Annotated in this window: 16 protein-coding genes; 13 read left to right on the forward strand and 3 right to left on the reverse strand. The window is 62.3% G+C overall.

Annotation, left to right across the window (positions count from 1 at the left end):
• The first annotated feature begins 82 nt into the window (after window positions 1–82).
• From ACEN2R_RS07780 to der, 3 genes are all read left to right on the forward strand, one after another.
• Window positions 83–736, forward strand: coding sequence for a hypothetical protein (locus ACEN2R_RS07780; RefSeq protein ID WP_442040917.1), 654 nt, complete (start codon window positions 83–85; stop codon window positions 734–736).
• Between the two features lie 75 nt (window positions 737–811).
• Window positions 812–2128, forward strand: a complete 1317-nt coding sequence (locus tag ACEN2R_RS07785; RefSeq protein ID WP_442040919.1) for an outer membrane protein assembly factor BamB family protein — start codon at window positions 812–814, stop codon at window positions 2126–2128.
• A gap of 48 nt (window positions 2129–2176) precedes the next feature.
• Window positions 2177–3634: a ribosome biogenesis GTPase Der gene (gene der, locus ACEN2R_RS07790; RefSeq protein WP_442040921.1), complete on the forward strand. Its 1458-nt coding sequence runs from the start codon at window positions 2177–2179 to the stop codon at window positions 3632–3634.
• A 73-nt stretch (window positions 3635–3707) separates the two neighbouring features.
• Here the strand turns inward: der and ACEN2R_RS07795 are convergent, their stop codons facing one another.
• From ACEN2R_RS07795 to ACEN2R_RS07805, 3 genes are read right to left on the reverse strand one after another with little or no spacing between them, the layout of a single operon-like run.
• On the reverse strand, window positions 3708–4418 hold the full coding sequence (locus tag ACEN2R_RS07795; protein WP_442040923.1) for a hypothetical protein: 711 nt from the start codon (window positions 4416–4418) through the stop codon (window positions 3708–3710).
• Window positions 4418–5707: a serine--tRNA ligase gene (gene serS / locus ACEN2R_RS07800; protein ID WP_442040925.1), complete on the reverse strand. Its 1290-nt coding sequence runs from the start codon at window positions 5705–5707 to the stop codon at window positions 4418–4420. Before serS ends, ACEN2R_RS07795 begins: the two co-directional genes overlap by 1 nt.
• A 42-nt stretch (window positions 5708–5749) precedes the next feature.
• Window positions 5750–7150 (reverse strand): pentapeptide repeat-containing protein, encoded by a 1401-nt coding sequence (locus ACEN2R_RS07805; RefSeq protein ID WP_442040927.1) that lies wholly within the window; start codon window positions 7148–7150, stop codon window positions 5750–5752.
• A 192-nt stretch (window positions 7151–7342) separates the two neighbouring features.
• Between ACEN2R_RS07805 and yajC the strand changes: the two genes are divergently transcribed.
• The 10 genes from yajC to ACEN2R_RS07855 are packed head-to-tail and all read left to right on the forward strand — an operon-like array spanning window position 7343 to window position 14172.
• Window positions 7343–7660, forward strand: a complete 318-nt coding sequence (yajC, locus tag ACEN2R_RS07810) for a preprotein translocase subunit YajC (protein ID WP_442040929.1) — start codon at window positions 7343–7345, stop codon at window positions 7658–7660.
• Window positions 7661–7681: 21 nt separating this feature from the next.
• Complete coding sequence (gene secD / locus ACEN2R_RS07815) at window positions 7682–9349, forward strand: protein translocase subunit SecD (protein ID WP_442040931.1); 1668 nt, start codon at window positions 7682–7684, stop codon at window positions 9347–9349.
• A 3-nt stretch (window positions 9350–9352) separates the two neighbouring features.
• Entirely contained in the window at window positions 9353–10324 is a 972-nt protein-coding gene (gene secF / locus ACEN2R_RS07820) for a protein translocase subunit SecF (protein WP_442040933.1), read from the forward strand.
• Window positions 10324–11073 (forward strand): TSUP family transporter, encoded by a 750-nt coding sequence (locus tag ACEN2R_RS07825; RefSeq protein ID WP_442040935.1) that lies wholly within the window; start codon window positions 10324–10326, stop codon window positions 11071–11073. Before secF ends, ACEN2R_RS07825 begins: the two co-directional genes overlap by 1 nt.
• Window positions 11074–11083: 10 nt before the next feature.
• Entirely contained in the window at window positions 11084–11437 is a 354-nt protein-coding gene (locus ACEN2R_RS07830) for an Mth938-like domain-containing protein (RefSeq protein WP_442040937.1), read from the forward strand.
• On the forward strand, window positions 11437–12051 hold the full coding sequence (gene ccmA, locus ACEN2R_RS07835) for a heme ABC exporter ATP-binding protein CcmA (protein WP_442040939.1): 615 nt from the start codon (window positions 11437–11439) through the stop codon (window positions 12049–12051). The genes ACEN2R_RS07830 and ccmA overlap by 1 nt, the downstream gene beginning before the upstream one ends.
• On the forward strand, window positions 12048–12704 hold the full coding sequence (gene ccmB, locus ACEN2R_RS07840) for a heme exporter protein CcmB (protein WP_442040941.1): 657 nt from the start codon (window positions 12048–12050) through the stop codon (window positions 12702–12704). Before ccmA ends, ccmB begins: the two co-directional genes overlap by 4 nt.
• 55 nt (window positions 12705–12759) lie before the next feature.
• Window positions 12760–13488, forward strand: a complete 729-nt coding sequence (locus ACEN2R_RS07845; RefSeq protein WP_442040943.1) for a heme ABC transporter permease — start codon at window positions 12760–12762, stop codon at window positions 13486–13488.
• On the forward strand, window positions 13485–13646 hold the full coding sequence (ccmD, locus tag ACEN2R_RS07850) for a heme exporter protein CcmD (RefSeq protein WP_442040945.1): 162 nt from the start codon (window positions 13485–13487) through the stop codon (window positions 13644–13646). Before ACEN2R_RS07845 ends, ccmD begins: the two co-directional genes overlap by 4 nt.
• Complete coding sequence (locus ACEN2R_RS07855) at window positions 13636–14172, forward strand: DsbE family thiol:disulfide interchange protein (RefSeq protein WP_442040947.1); 537 nt, start codon at window positions 13636–13638, stop codon at window positions 14170–14172. Before ccmD ends, ACEN2R_RS07855 begins: the two co-directional genes overlap by 11 nt.
• Window positions 14173–14188 lie beyond the last annotated feature (16 nt).

Raw genomic sequence — 14188 nt, forward strand, 5'->3', positions numbered from 1 at the left:
CGCGAGTGTCGCGGCCCTTGGCAAGGCATCGGCCTTCGGGGTATGAGGGACACAAATAGGGTCTAGCAGGGCAGGGCATGGCGTGAGCAATAACGAAAGTTTCATTGACGAGGTCACCGAAGAGGTGCGCCGCGACCGGCTGTTCGTCCTGATGCGCCGCTACGGCTGGATCGTCATCGCGGCGGTTTTGCTGATTGTCGGCGGCGCGACCTATTCCGAATGGCAAAAAGCCCGGACAGAGGCCGCAGCGCAGGCGCTTGGCGACAGCATGTTGTCGGCGCTGTCGAACGAGGACGCCGCCATCCGCACCGCAGCACTTGACCAGATCGAGGTCACAGGCGGCGCCAAGGCTCTGGTGGACTTTATGTTGTCCGCCAACGCCTTGACCGGCGAGGACCGTAAAGAGGCAATCGCGCGGTTGAAGGATATCACGGCGGATGCCAGCCTTCCGGCGCTGTATCGCGACCTTGCCACATTGAAATCGGTTCTGTTGCAGGGCGCGGACACGCCCGCAGATGACCGGATCGGCCTGTTGCAGCCATTGACCGCCGCAGGGGCGCCGTTCCGACTTTTGGCAGAAGAGCAAATCGCGCTGATTCTGGTGGAAAAAGGCGATACTGACGCCGCTTTGACCAAGCTTCAGGCGATTTTGCTGGATACAGATGTGACAGCGGGCTTGCGTCGGCGGGCCTCGCAGTTGATTGTGGCCCTGGGCGGAGACCTGAGCGCGGCGTAAATCGCGCTTTATCGCCACCAGACGAGTTAGAGACAAACGGTGCCAAGGCATCGCATGATCAAGAGGAAATGAGCGGTGAAGCTGACCCGGATCGCTGGAATTGTTGTGCTGACAGGGCTTTTTGCCGCGTGCAGCCAAGAGGAAATCCTGCCGGGCGAGCGTCTGGACCTGAGGGCGTCTTTGGATGCGCCTGAAACTGCGATTGCGGCGGATGTGAACCGCGCATTGCCGATCAGCTTGCCCGCGCAAGTGGCCAATGCCAACTGGACACACAGAAACGGCAGCCCGACCCACCAGATCACCCATCCTGCCCTTGGCAGCAGCCTGAAACAGGTGTTTTCCCAATCCATCGGGGCGGGTGACAGCCGCAAGTTCCGCATTGCCGCCGATCCCATTGTTGCCGAGGGGCGAGTGTTCGCCATGGGCAGCCGGTCTACCGTGACGGCGCTGGGCACCAATGGCGGAACGTTGTGGTCCGTCAATCTGACGCCGCAGCGTGACCGGCAGGATGACGCGTCGGGGGGCGGGTTGGCCTATGCCGACGGCCGTCTGTTCGCCACCACCGGATTCGACGAGCTGATCGCGCTTGATCCCGCCACAGGCGCGGTGATTTGGCGGCAAGAGCTTGACGCGCAGGCCACAGGCGCGCCGACCGTGCGGGACGGAATCGTCTATGTCGTGTCGCGTGACAGCCGTGGCTGGGCCGTAAAGACGGACACTGGCCGCGTTCTTTGGGATGTGTCGGGCACACCGACCCCCACAGGTATGGTGGGCGGATCTGCCCCCGCCGTGACCGACCGCCTTGCCATCTTTCCCTTCGGATCGGGAGAGATCGTGGGCGCGTTCCGTCAGGGCGGTGTCCGCATCTGGGGGACTTCGGTGTCCGGAGAGCGCCGTGGGCGCGCCTATACCTTTGTCACCGACATAACCGGTGACCCCGTTGTCGTCGGCGATACGATTTATGCCGGAAACCAAAGCGGGCGCACTGTGGCGCTGAACGCCAACAGCGGCGAGCGGATCTGGACCGCGACAGACGGCGCCTATTCTGCGGTCTGGCCTGCCGGCGGTTCCGTGTTTCTGGTGAACGACCAAAGCGAACTGGTGCGGCTTGATGCGGCAACCGGAGAGCGGATCTGGGCCGTGCAGATGCCCTATTACGTGAAATCCAAACCAAAGCGTCAGCGCGAAGTGTTCGCCCATTACGGCCCGGTCCTTGCCGGTGGCCGCCTGATCGTGGCCTCCGGTGACGGGGTGTTGCGCTCCTTTGACCCCGTGTCGGGCGCGGTCCTGTCAGAGGTGCCGCTGCCCGGTGGCGCGGCCAGCAATCCGGTCGTCGCGGGGGGCACGCTTTATGTTGTGACCCGTAAAGGGCAACTCATCGCTTTCCGCTGACGCAGCAAAGGTGTATGGGGGCTGCTTGAGTGACGCCGGAGACGCCAGATGAGTTTTACCCTTGCAATCGTGGGACGCCCAAATGTGGGCAAATCCACACTATTTAACCGTTTGGTCGGTAAAAAGCTGGCCTTGGTCGATGACCAGCCCGGTGTAACCCGCGACCTTCGGGAAGGGGCTGCGCGACTCGGCGATCTGCGGTTTACCGTGATCGACACCGCCGGTCTCGAAGAAGTGACCGACGACAGCCTTCAGGGGCGGATGCGGAAACTGACCGAACGCGCGGTCGAAATGGCCGATGTTTGCCTGTTCATGATCGACGCCCGCACGGGTGTGACGCCGACGGATCAACTGTTGGCCGAAATCCTGCGCAAAAAGAACGCCCATGTTATTGTCGCGGCGAACAAGGCCGAAGGCCGTGCCGCCGATGGTGGCGTGATCGAGGCCTATGCCCTGGGCTTGGGTGAACCGATCCGCATGTCGGCGGAACATGGCGAGGGTCTGAACGACCTGTTCAGCCAGTTGATGCCTTTGGCCGACGCCTTTGACCAGCGCGCGATCGACGATGCACCCGAAACCGACGTTATGGTGGACGAGGACGATGAGGATTTCGACGCGCCACGCGTGCCGACCAAGGCCAAGCCGCTGCAAGTGGCCATCGTCGGGCGCCCCAATGCCGGTAAATCGACCCTGGTGAACTCGTTTCTGGGCGAAGAGCGGATGCTGACAGGCCCCGAGGCCGGCATCACCCGCGACGCGATCTCGGTGATGATGGACTGGGACGGTGTTCCTGTGCGGATGTTCGACACCGCAGGAATGCGCAAGCGTGCCAAGGTGCAGGAAAAGCTGGAAAAGCTGTCGGTGTCCGACGGTATCCGCGCCGTTAAATTCGCCGAGGTTGTCGTGATCCTGCTGGACGCTGAAATTCCGTTCGAGCAGCAGGATCTGCGCCTTGCCGATCTGGCAGAGCGCGAAGGCCGTGCCGTTGTGGTCGCGGTGAACAAATGGGACCTGGAAGGCGACAAGCAGGCCAAGCTGAAAGAGCTGCGGCTGAACTTTGAAAAACTTCTGCCCCAGCTGCGCGGTGCGCCTTTGGTGACGGTTTCTGCCAAGACCGGCAAGGGGCTAGACCGTTTGCAGGCCGCTGTGATCAAGGCCCATGAGGTCTGGAACCGCCGCGTGACGACGGCGCAACTGAACCGGTGGTTGGGCGATATGATCGAGGCGCACCCGCCGCCCGCACCGGGGGGCCGCCGCATCAAGCTGCGCTATGCGACGCAGGCCAAGACCCGCCCGCCGGGCTTTGTCGTGATGTGTTCGCTGCCGGAAAAGCTGCCGGAAAGCTATTCGCGGTATCTGGTCAACGGATTGCGCGAGTATTTTGACATGCCCGGCACGCCGATCCGGCTGTTCATGCGCAGCCAGTCGCAGGACAACCCGTTCAAGAACCGCAAGAAATCCATCCCGTCGCGGCTGCGCAAGCACTTGGACAAGAAACCTTTTTAAGACCGGACGCGCCCCTTTCGGGGCGCGACGTCTTTTATCTCTCGCCCTTCGGGCGCTCTGGTTTCTTCTCGGTTCAAATACTCGATTTTGCTGCCCTGACAGCAAGGGCCGACATCAGAATGATGCCGACGGCGGCAAGCAGGGTTATGCCGGTCTGGTTGCCGTAGTTTGCGACGGCGACGGCGACCAGCGCCCAGACAACCGTGGCGCCGTATTCAGGGGCGCGACCCAGCTTAATCTGCACCGTGGCGGCAAAGATCAGGGCTGCGGTCAGCCCGATGTAACCCCAGCCCGTGCTGTCGAACCCGATGCCGTATCCCGCACCAATCAGGCCGACCGAGACGAAGCTGGCGGCGGTCAGCCATCCTGCATAGATGGCGACGGGGGCTTGCAATATCCAACGATGGCTGCGCGGCGTGCGAAAGAGTGCGACCAGCGCTGCCACGAGCATGACCCAGATCTGCGCCGTTGCCCACAGCGGGCTTAGCTGTGCCACGGCCAGCCATGACGCCCCTATGCCGAGGGACAGGATCAGCGGTGCGCGCGCCGGTTCCCAGTCGATGTTCCGGGCGTGTTTGACCATGCCCAGCGTCGCCGAGACCATCAGCCAGACATAGATCAGCCCCCAGATCGAGAAGGCATAGCCTGCGGGCTGGATCGGGGGGTGATCCTGCGGGATCGGGAACTGGTCGGGGGTGAAGCCGTTGAAGCCCGACGTCAAAAGCGGCGACAGCACGAACGCCAGCGTCGCCATGAAGACCAGTGCGGATTTGATCGGGTCCATCAGGCAAGTATTCCTTCGGCGGTGATGCGGGTCTTGCCGCGCAGATAGGGGTGCAGCGCCTCGGGCAGATCGACCGATCCGTCGGCCTGCTGGCCGTTTTCCAGCACTGCGATCAAACAGCGCCCGACGGCAAGCCCCGAGCCGTTCAGCGTGTGCACGAAGTCGGGCTTGCCGCCTGCGGGGCGGTAGCGGGCGTTCATCCGGCGGGCCTGAAAATCGCCACAGACAGAGACAGAGCTGATCTCGCGGTAGGTGTTCTGCCCTGGCAGCCAGACCTCCAGATCGTGGGTCTTTTGCGCGCCGAACCCCATGTCGCCGGTGCACAGCACCATGGTGCGGTAGGGCAGGTTCAGGCGTTCAAGGATGCCTTCGGCGCATCCGGTCATGCGGTCGTGTTCCGCCAGCGAGGTTTCGGGCGTGCAGATCGTCACCATCTCGACCTTTTCGAACTGGTGCTGGCGCAGCATGCCGCTGGTGTCCTTGCCCGCCGATCCCGCCTCGGAGCGGAAGCACAGCGTGTGGGCCGTCATGCGGCGGGGCAGGGCGGCCTCGTCCAGCACCTCGCCCGCGACGCTGTTGGTCAACGTCACCTCCGCGGTGGGGATCAGCCACCAGCCGTTCGTCGTCTGATAGCTGTCCTCGGCGAATTTGGGCAACTGGTTGGTGCCGAACATCGCCTCGTCGCGGACCAGCACGGGGGTGTTCATTTCGGTCAGGCCGTTTTCCTCTGTATGCACGTCCAGCATGAACTGCGCGAGGGCGCGGTGCACGCGGGCGACGGCCCCCGACAGAATCACAAAGCGCGCGCCGGACAGTTTGGCGGCGGTGGCGAAATCCATGCCGCGGGCGACGGCGGGCAGGTCGAAATGTTCCAGCGGTTTGAAGTCGAGGGCGCGGGGCGTGCCCCAGCGTTTCGCCTCGACGTTGTCGGCCTCGTCGCGGCCAAGGGGCACGCCGTCCATCGGCAGGTTGGGGATGCCCATCAACAGGTCACGCAGGGCGGCGTCCCTAACCTTGGCCTGCTCTTCCAGCGTGGCGACGGCGGCCTTGCTGTCGGCAACAAGGGCGCGCAGGCGGTTGAATTCGGCGTCGTCGCCACGGGCCTTGGCGGCGCCCACGTCGCGGGCGGCGGCGTTGGCCTCGGCCTTGGCGTCTTCGGCGGCCTTTATGGTGGCGCGGCGTTCCTCGTCGAGGGCAAGGATTTCGGGCGACATCGGCGGCAACGCGCGACGGGACAGGCCCGCGTCAAAAGCGGCAGGGTTTTCGCGAATGCTGCGGATATCATGCATGGGGCCGGTCCTTGAGGTGGTTTGAGTCGGTGTTTGGCGAGGTTATGCCGGATTTTCGGGCGGGGTGTAACCGATGGATTGCTGGAAAGCACGCCATTGGGTGTCGAAGTCGTCCCATTCATCGAGGACTTCCATCGACCAATGTTCGGGCCAGCTGGGGTGATCCGGGGTGACGCCGTTTGGAAGCGTGACGGAGGCGTCGCCGAAACATTCTGCTATTTGCTCTGGAGATAGGGGTACTGAGGTATAATCCACGTTTCTCATCGCTGCACCTCGGAAAGCAGTAGCTATAAGGGATGTGTTGTCGCTCATCTCCGCCTCGCTTAGCCATGCCCCCTGCAATTGCGCGAAATGGAGCCGTGCCCCCTGCAACTGCGCGCCCGCGAGCGACGCCCCCTGCAACTGCGCATCGCCGAGCCGTGCCCCCTGCAACTGTGCCCCCGCGAGTGAGGCCCCCTGCATTTGCGCACCTGCGAGCGATACCCCCTGCATTTGCGCTTTGTTGAGGTTTGCGTCCGACAGGAACGCGGAGGTGAGTTCGGCACCCTGCAGTTGTGCCTGAAATAGTAGTGCGCGCTGTAATTGGGCCTCAAAGAGTTCTGCCCCCTGCAACTGCGCATCGCTTAGCCGCGCCTCCTGCAACTGCGCCCCCCAAAGCTGCGCCCCCTGCAGTTGCACCTCGTCCAGTTGCGCAAAATCGAAGTCCAACTCTATCAAATCAACCCGTTGTAGGTTGGTCGCGCGCAGATCAAGTCGGTACGGGTCAGCCTTGCCGCGCCGCATTCTGTTGCGCTCTAGTGCTATCCCCGCAGACCCTCGGCGTCCGATGACAGTGAGTGCGGTTTGGATGTCAGTGCGTGGAAGGGGCAGAGATCGAGACCAGAGCCAGATGTCTTCAGATGATGTTGTCTCGTCCATCTCCTCGGCCCCCGACGCCGGCGCATTCTCCCGCACATAGGCGCAGAGGATTTCCATGATCTGGATGTGCTCGCTCAGGTTCATCCTTGCGATGCGTTCCAACGCGTAGATCGCGCCGATGCGGACCTCCAGATTGGGTTTTGTCTGTTCGACGCCGTCTTCCTTGGTGGTTTTCTCTGCCCCCAGCCCCTCGACCGCTTTGTTGATCTGGTCGGTGATGTGGTTCTGTTCGGCGATATTGACGGTTTGCTGCGCCACGATGGCCCGCCAGACGACAAAGGGCGCGCCGATCAGACCCGCCAGAAGGATGCCCATGCCGCGCAGGTCGGGTGTTTCAGGCGGGTTGAGGATGGTTTTGAACAGCCCCACGAACAGGGCAAATATCATAATCAGAAGTGTGACGCCCAGCAGGGCAATCACAACGCCCACGGCCGCGCCCAAGGGCTTTGCCTTGGTGAAATCGGGCACTGTGGCGGGCCACAACCATTCGGTCAGCCCGCGCTTTTCGTCCTGTTCGCCCATCATACCCTCAAATCACTTGTGTCAAATGCAAACAAAACCCTAAGGCGCTACTGGCACGCGGTAAAGTGACCTCCTATGTCGGTGGCATCGACGTGCCCCGTCGCTTGCCATCCCCAAATGGCAGGGATAGGGTGCGCGGCAATTAACACACAGGGGGGCCAGATTTAGGCGCCCGCAGACCAAAAGGACGACCTCATGTTTGTGACCCCAGCTTATGCTCAAGGGATCGGCGGCGCTGCCGGCGCTTTTCAAAGCTTTGTTCCGCTGATCCTGATCTTCGCGATCATGTATTTCCTGTTGATCCGTCCCCAGCAGAAGAAGCTGAAGCAGCACAAGGCGATGGTCGATGCGCTGCGCCGTGGCGATCAGGTTGTGACGCAGGGCGGGATGATCGGCAAGGTCGTCAAGGTCGACAACGGCGAGGTCCAGCTTGAGGTCGCGGAGGGCGTCAAGGTGCGCGTTATCCAGGCCACCATTGCACAGGTCCTGAACAAGACCGAACCAGCCGCGTAACTTTACCCATCGGGCCAGCACATGTTTAACATCCCACTCTGGAAACGCATTGTTATCTGGGGGGTCTGCGCGTTGGGCCTTCTGTATGCGATGCCCAACGGTTTCTATTCCCGCGTCGAAGGGCATAACGATGCCATCGCCGCGATTGAAAGGGCGGGGGGAACAGCGACGCCGGAACAGGCCGCCGCGAAAAGCGTCTGGCCCGATATTCTGCCCAATGGTCTGGTCAATCTTGGCCTTGACCTGCGCGGCGGGGCGCATCTTTTGGCCGAAGTGCAGGTTGAGGATGTCTATGAGCAGCGCGTGCAGGGCCTCTGGGCCGAGGTGCGCGATCTGCTGCGGGACAAGCGCGATGTGGTCGGCACGATCCGGTTGCAACCGTCGCCGCCCGATCAGTTGCACGTGAAGATTTCCCAGCCGGGGAATATGGCACAGGCGCTGGATCTGGTGCGCGGGCTGGCCAGCCCCGTTGTGACGCTGGCCGGTGTGGGGTCCAGCGACCTGGAGGTTTCGGCGCAGGGCGACACGATTGTGGTGCAACTGTCCGAGGCTGAAAAGCTGGCGACGGATGACCGCACCATCCAGCAAGCCCTTGAAATCATTCGACGCCGTGTGGACGAGGTTGGCACCCGAGAGCCGACGATCCAGCGGCAGGGTGATCGCCGCATCCTTATTCAGGTGCCCGGTATCGGGTCGGCAGCAGAGCTGAAGGCGCTGATTGGCACCACGGCGCAGCTGACATTCAACCCGGTGATCGGCCGCACCACAGACCCCAAAGCCGACCCCGGCCTGCGCAACCTGCTGTTGCCCTCGGTCGAGGATGAGGGGCAGTTCTATGTGATCGAGGGCAGCCCCGTCGTGACCGGCGAGGAACTGACCGACGCGCAGCCCTCGTTCGACCAGAACGGCCGCCCTGCGGTCAGCTTCCGGTTCAACCCCACGGGCGCGCGCAAGTTCGGCGACTATACCGCAAACAACATCGGCTCTCCCTTTGCGATCGTTCTGGACAGCGAGGTGATTTCCGCCCCCGTGATCCAAAGCCATATTCCGGGCGGCTCGGGCATCATCACCGGCAGTTTTTCTGTCGAGGAATCGACCAATCTGGCCGTGCTGTTGCGCGCGGGCGCCTTGCCCGCCAAAATGGATTTCGTCGAAGAGCGCACCATCGGGCCGGAACTGGGGCAGGACAGCATCGACGCCGGCAAAATCGCCAGCATCGTTGCATTTTCCGCTGTGATGGTGTTCATGATCGCGGTGTACGGCATCTTCGGTTTGTTCGCCAATATCGCGTTGATGGTGAACATCTGTCTGATTTTCGGGCTTCTGTCGATCATCGGCGGCACGCTGACCTTGCCGGGGATCGCCGGTATCGTATTGACGATCGGTATGGCGGTGGATGCCAACGTGCTGATCTTCGAGCGGATCAAAGAAGAACTGAAGACCGCGAAGGGCCCGGTTCGCGCGATCGAACTTGGCTACGAGCGGGCGCTTTCGGCCATTCTTGACGCCAATATCACGACGCTGATCATTTCGCTGATCCTGTTCACGCTTGGCTCTGGCCCGGTGCGCGGGTTCGCCGTGACGTTGGGGATCGGCATCCTGACGTCGATGTTCACGGCCATCTTTGTGACCCGCTTGATCGTGGTTACATGGTATGAACGCCGCCGTCCCAAGACAATCGAGGTTTGACCGATGCGCCTGAAACTTGTTCCCGATAACACCGCCTTCGACTTCTTCCGCTTTGCGCGCTTTACCTTCGGCGCGTCCTGCGTGGCGATGGTTGTGTCGCTGGTGTTGTTCTTTATGGTCGGCCTGAACTTTGGCATCGACTTTCGCGGCGGCACGACGATCCGCACGGAATCCACTTCGTCAGTGGATGTCGCGGCCTACCGCGCGGCGTTGCAGCCCCTGAACCTTGGGGATGTGTCGATCACGCAGGTGTTCGATCCGTCGTTCGGGCCTGAAAAGAACGTGGCGATGGTGCGCATTCAGGCGCAAGAGGGCGAAGAGGCAATCAGCGCGGAAACCACCGCGACCATAGAGACCGCGCTGCAAGCGGTTGATCCGACGATCACCTTTCCCTCTGTCGAAAGCGTCGGACCGAAAGTGTCCGGCGAATTGGTGCAGACCGCGTTTCTGGCGGTCGGAACCTCGTTGATCGCGATCCTGTTCTACATCTGGCTGCGGTTCGAGTGGCAGTTTGCGGTGGGCGCGGTCGCGGCCCTGTTCCATGACGTGATCCTGACCATCGGCATCTTTGCCGCGTTCCAGATCAAGTTCGACCTGACCACGATCGCGGCGATCCTGACGATCATCGGGTATTCGATCAACGATACCGTGGTGATTTTTGACCGGCTTCGCGAGAACCTGATCAAGTTCAAGAAGATGCCATTGCGCGATGTGATGAACGTGTCGGTGAACGAGACGCTGTCGCGGACCGTGATGACATCGGGCACCACCCTGATCGCCCTGATCGCCCTGTTGGTGCTGGGTGGCGATGTGATCCGCGGGTTCGTCTTTGCAATCACTTGGGGCATTGTTGTGGGGACATATTCCTCGGTTTATGTGGCCAAGAACATCGTTTTGTTCCTGGGTGTGAACCGCGAGGAAAAGAAAGATCCGCTGGCCGGCACGCAATTCGCGAACGCTGAAAAACAGCAGTAATGGACGCGCTACTGGCGGCGCTTGACGCAGAGGGGCTTTGGTTTCTTGTCGTGGGTGCCGTCATTGGCGGTCTTGTGCGGGGGTTTTCGGGCTTTGGCACGGCGATGGTGTTCTTGCCTGTTGCGGGGCAGGTTGTGCCACCCTTCGAGGCGCTGACAATCCTGATCGTGATGGACCTGATCGGTCCGGTCCCCAATATCCGCCGCGCGCTGCGCGACGGGCACCCTGCGGATGTGATGCGGTTAAGCGCGGGCGCGGTTCTGGCGCTGCCCTTGGGGGTTCTGGTGCTGTCGCTGATCCCGCCAGAGGCGTTCCGCTATGCGGTGTCGCTTTTGTCGCTTGGTATGCTGGTGGCGCTGCTGGGAGGCATCCGTTTTCACGGAACACTGACCCGCCCGATGATATTCGGCACTGGCGGCCTGTCGGGGTTTCTGGCGGGCAGTGCCGGATTGGCGGGGCCGCCGGTTGTGCTGCTGTATATGGCCAGCCTGCATCCGGTGCAGGTGATCCGCGCCAATATCATGTTGTTCCTTATCCTGACCGATGTGATGTTGTTGGCCGTGTTCTGGCTGAACGGGTATCTGGTGGCGACGGCGGCGGTCACGGGTGCCATTTTGACGCTGCCCTATCTGCTGGCCAATATGGCAGGGGCTGCTATCTTTGCCCCGAACCGCGACGGCATATACCGCGCCGCCGCGTATACGATCATTGCGGGGTCGGCCATTCTGGGCCTGCCGCTGCTGGACTAGGGAACGACCGATGCGCCTGAACGAGATCCGCTATACCGATGCCAGACCGATCGACGGCTACGGGCCGGGCTTTTTCCGCGTCGCGGGGCAGGCGGTGCAGGGGGCTGTGCTGGTCCTGCCGACCAGCCTGTCGTCCTGGGGCGGCTATGACGATCTGGACAGTATCCTTGCGGTGGCGGCGGATATCGACGTGCTGTTCGTCGGCACCGGCGCCGAGATCGCGCATGCCCCCGCCGCCTTTCGCACCGCGCTGGAGCAGGCCGGCATCGGCGTAGAGACCATGGCCAGCCCCGCCGCCTGTCGCACCTTCAACGTGCTTTTGTCCGAGGGTCGCCGGGTCGCCGCAGCGCTGCTGCCCGTCTGATGGAATTGCGCCTGACCGATATCGCCTGTGACCGTGGCGGCGTGCCCGTGCTGGACGGCGTCAACCTGACGCTGGCCGAAGGGCAGGTGCTGTTGTTGCGCGGCCCGAACGGCATCGGCAAGACCACGCTGTTGCGCACCATCGCGGGGCTGCAACCGGCGTTGTCGGGCCGCATTTCGGTCGATCGCGAACGCATCGCCTATGCGGCCCATGCCGATGGGCTGAAGGCGACGCTGAGTGTGGCCGAAAACCTGCGGTTCTGGGCAAAGGTGTTCGGCACCGGCGATATTGCCCCCGCGCTTGCCGGATTCAACCTGACGGGCCTTGCGGATCGCGCGGCACAGAACCTGTCGGCGGGGCAAAAGCGCCGTCTGGGCCTTGCGCGGCTTCTGGTAACGGGGCGCCCGATCTGGGCGCTGGACGAACCTACCGTCTCGCTGGATGTGGCCAGCGTGCAGCTGTTCGCGGATGCCGTCGCGAGGCACTGCGCGGCGGGCGGTTCGGCCCTGATCGCCACCCATATCGACCTCGGGATCAAGGCCGATGTGCTGGACCTGACCCCGTTCAAAGCCAAAAACCAGACCCATGGCGCCTTTGACGAGGCTTTCACATGATCGCCCTGTTTCTGCGCGATCTGGTTCTGGCGATCCGTGCCGGTGGCGGCTTTGGCCTTGGGTTGTCGTTTTTCCTGATTGTCACGGTTCTGGTGCCCTTTGGCGTTGGTCCCGAGGGCGCTGTTCTTGCCCGCATTGCGCCGGGTATTTTGTGGGTTGGCGCGCTTTTGGCCTGCCTTTTATCGCTTGACCGCATCTTTCATCTGGATTTCGAGGATGGTTCGCTGGACCTTTTGGCCACCGCGCCGATCCCGCTGGAAGGCGTCGTCGCGATGAAGGCCGCAGCGCACTGGGTGACGACGGGTCTGCCGCTGGTGCTGGCCGCCCCTGTGCTGGGGCTTTTGCTGAACCTGCCTTATGGTGCTTATGGCTGGCTGATGGCCTCGCTGCTGCTTGGCACGCCCGCGCTGTCGTTCATCGGCACTTTCGGCGCGGCGCTGACCGTCGGGCTGAAGCGGGGCGGGCTGCTGTTGTCGCTGCTGGTGCTGCCGCTTTATGTGCCGACGCTGATCTTCGGGGCCGAAACCGTGCGTCGCGGCGCCGAGGGCATGGCTGTTTCAACCCCGCTTTTGATGTTGGCGGGGATCACCCTTGGCGCCATTGCCGTGTTGCCGTTTGCGGCGGCTGCGGCAATCCGCGTCAACCTCAGATGACCCGATCTGTGCCATGTGTCTTGTGTGCCAATCCATGAAAGCCTAGATAACTGCCATGTCCTTGTGGGAATACGCCAATCCGAAGAAATTCATGCAGACCTCTGGCAAGGTGCTGCCCTTTGTGGCTGTCCTGACTGCGGTCTGCCTTGCCACGGGCCTGATATGGGGGTTCTTTTTCACCCCCGAGGCGGTGAATTTCGGCTCGACCGTCAAGATCATCTATATCCACGTCCCGTCCGCCCTGATGGCGATCAACGCCTGGATGATGATGCTGGTCGCCAGCCTGATCTGGCTGATCCGCCGTCACCATGTCAGCGCACTGGCGGCCAAGGCCGCAGCCCCCGTGGGCGTGACCATGACGCTGATCGCGCTGGTCACCGGTGCGATCTGGGGCGAACCGATGTGGGGCACCTATTGGGCCTGGGATCCGCGCCTGACCTCTTTCATGATCCTGTTCTTGTTCTATCTGGGCTACATGGCGCTCTGGGCTGCTATCGACAACCCCGACACCGCCGCCGATCTGACATCGGTGTTGTGCCTCGTGGGGTCGGTCTTTGCGGTTTTGTCGCGCTATGCGGTCAACTTCTGGAATCAGGGCCTGCATCAGGGCGCGTCCCTGTCAATGGATAAAAAGGAAAACGTGGCGGATGTGTTCTATATCCCGCTGCTGATCTGCATCGCGGGCTTTGTGCTGCTGTTCGTCACGCTGGTTCTGATCCGCACCCGCACCGAAATCCGCGCGCGGCGTCTTGCGGCGCTGATCGCGCGCGAAAGGATGGCATGATGCCCGATCTGGGAAAATACGCCGAAGCGGTGCTATCGGCCTACGGGATGACCTTGGTGCTGATCGTGGGTCTGGTTCTTGTCACATGGCTGCGGGGGCGCAAGGTGCGCCGTGCGCTGGACGAGGTCGAAGCAAGGAAAACCAGACATGGCATTTAAGATCTCTCCGCTGATGCTGGCCCCGCCGCTGATTTTCGGCGCGCTGGCGGTGATGTTCTACGCGGGCATGAACCGCGATAACCCTGACAACCTGCCCTCGACGCGGCTCGGGACTGCGGCGCCGCCTGTGGTGCTGACACAACTTGGCGACATGCCCCCCTTCACCGACGCCACCCTGCGCGAGCCCGGCGTCAAGCTGGTGAACTATTGGGCAAGCTGGTGCGCGCCCTGCCGGGCAGAGCATCCGAACCTTGAAATTCTGGCGGGCGAGGGGGTGCCGATATACGGCATCAACTACAAGGACGATCCGGTAAAGGGTCTGGCGTTTCTGGCCGACCTCGGCAATCCGTTCACCTTGATGGGCGCGGATGAAAGCGGGCGGATGGCGCTGGACTGGGGCCTCTACGGCGTGCCCGAAACCTATGTGATCGACAGTGACGGCACAATCGTTCTGCGCTTGGCGGGTCCGATCACCAAAGCCAATCTGGAAAACACGATCCGTCCGGCCATTGCGGCGGCAAAATAGCCCGCGGCATCACCAC

It is taken from the genome of Pseudogemmobacter sp. W21_MBD1_M6 (assembly GCF_052119585.1).
Taxonomy (GTDB): domain Bacteria; phylum Pseudomonadota; class Alphaproteobacteria; order Rhodobacterales; family Rhodobacteraceae; genus JBGQOJ01.

What these genes read in the sequence shown, in the direction of transcription:
- ccmB (WP_442040941.1), top strand. Translation starts at nt 12,048, where the DNA reads ATGATCGCCCTGTTTCTGCGCGATCTGGTTCTGGCGATCCGTGCCGGT.
- ACEN2R_RS07830 (WP_442040937.1), top strand. Translation starts at nt 11,084, where the DNA reads ATGCGCCTGAACGAGATCCGCTATACCGATGCCAGACCGATCGACGGC.
- secD (WP_442040931.1), top strand. Translation starts at nt 7,682, where the DNA reads ATGTTTAACATCCCACTCTGGAAACGCATTGTTATCTGGGGGGTCTGC.
- ccmA (WP_442040939.1), top strand. Translation starts at nt 11,437, where the DNA reads ATGGAATTGCGCCTGACCGATATCGCCTGTGACCGTGGCGGCGTGCCC.
- serS (WP_442040925.1), bottom strand. Translation starts at nt 5,707, where the DNA reads ATGCATGATATCCGCAGCATTCGCGAAAACCCTGCCGCTTTTGACGCG.
- ccmD (WP_442040945.1), top strand. Translation starts at nt 13,485, where the DNA reads ATGATGCCCGATCTGGGAAAATACGCCGAAGCGGTGCTATCGGCCTAC.
- ACEN2R_RS07795 (WP_442040923.1), bottom strand. Translation starts at nt 4,418, where the DNA reads ATGGACCCGATCAAATCCGCACTGGTCTTCATGGCGACGCTGGCGTTC.
- der (WP_442040921.1), top strand. Translation starts at nt 2,177, where the DNA reads ATGAGTTTTACCCTTGCAATCGTGGGACGCCCAAATGTGGGCAAATCC.
- ACEN2R_RS07805 (WP_442040927.1), bottom strand. Translation starts at nt 7,150, where the DNA reads ATGATGGGCGAACAGGACGAAAAGCGCGGGCTGACCGAATGGTTGTGG.
- ACEN2R_RS07855 (WP_442040947.1), top strand. Translation starts at nt 13,636, where the DNA reads ATGGCATTTAAGATCTCTCCGCTGATGCTGGCCCCGCCGCTGATTTTC.
- ACEN2R_RS07825 (WP_442040935.1), top strand. Translation starts at nt 10,324, where the DNA reads ATGGACGCGCTACTGGCGGCGCTTGACGCAGAGGGGCTTTGGTTTCTT.
- ACEN2R_RS07845 (WP_442040943.1), top strand. Translation starts at nt 12,760, where the DNA reads ATGTCCTTGTGGGAATACGCCAATCCGAAGAAATTCATGCAGACCTCT.
- yajC (WP_442040929.1), top strand. Translation starts at nt 7,343, where the DNA reads ATGTTTGTGACCCCAGCTTATGCTCAAGGGATCGGCGGCGCTGCCGGC.
- secF (WP_442040933.1), top strand. Translation starts at nt 9,353, where the DNA reads ATGCGCCTGAAACTTGTTCCCGATAACACCGCCTTCGACTTCTTCCGC.